Here is a 419-nt window from a genome sequence, read left to right as displayed (position 1 = left end):
CGCATCGGCGGCCTCGCGGAGGGTGCAGTCCCAGCCGATCGGCTCGCAGTATGCCCAGAGGCGAAACGCGATGGTTTCGTTGCGCGGGTTCATGATGCGCCCCTCCGCCTGCTCGGTTCACTGCGGGCGAGCGGCTCGAGGCGCTCGATCAGCTCGCGCGCGGGCTCGCGCAGCTGCGCGGCTTCGCGGTGATCGACGTGCCCATCCTCGAGAGCTGCGGCCAGGTCCGACGCCATGGCGCAGATCGCCGTCATCACCTGGGCATACTGGGCGGCCTCTTCGCTCTCGTCGGTCGCGACCAGACCGCAGACGCCGAGGACTTCGCTCGCAAAGCCCGGACCGAGAAACCCGAACAGGGTCAGGAGAGCGGGGGCGCCGGGGGTATTGGAGCCGTAGACGTAGCTCTCGAGGCTGCGCTT

Annotated in this window: 1 protein-coding gene; it reads right to left on the bottom strand. The window is 69.2% G+C overall.

Translation table 11 applies throughout. From position 1 onward, the window contains the following. Positions 1 to 89: 89 nt before the first annotated feature. Positions 90 to 419 (bottom strand): hypothetical protein (locus RISW2_RS25310; RefSeq protein WP_043776046.1); only part of this gene is annotated, 330 nt, incomplete at its 5' end.

The sequence above is a fragment of the Roseivivax isoporae LMG 25204 genome (assembly GCF_000521865.1).
GTDB classification, from domain to species: Bacteria; Pseudomonadota; Alphaproteobacteria; order Rhodobacterales; family Rhodobacteraceae; genus Roseivivax; species Roseivivax isoporae.
The sequence above is the reverse complement of the archived record's forward strand: the minus strand, read 5'-3'. Positions and strand labels throughout refer to the sequence as shown.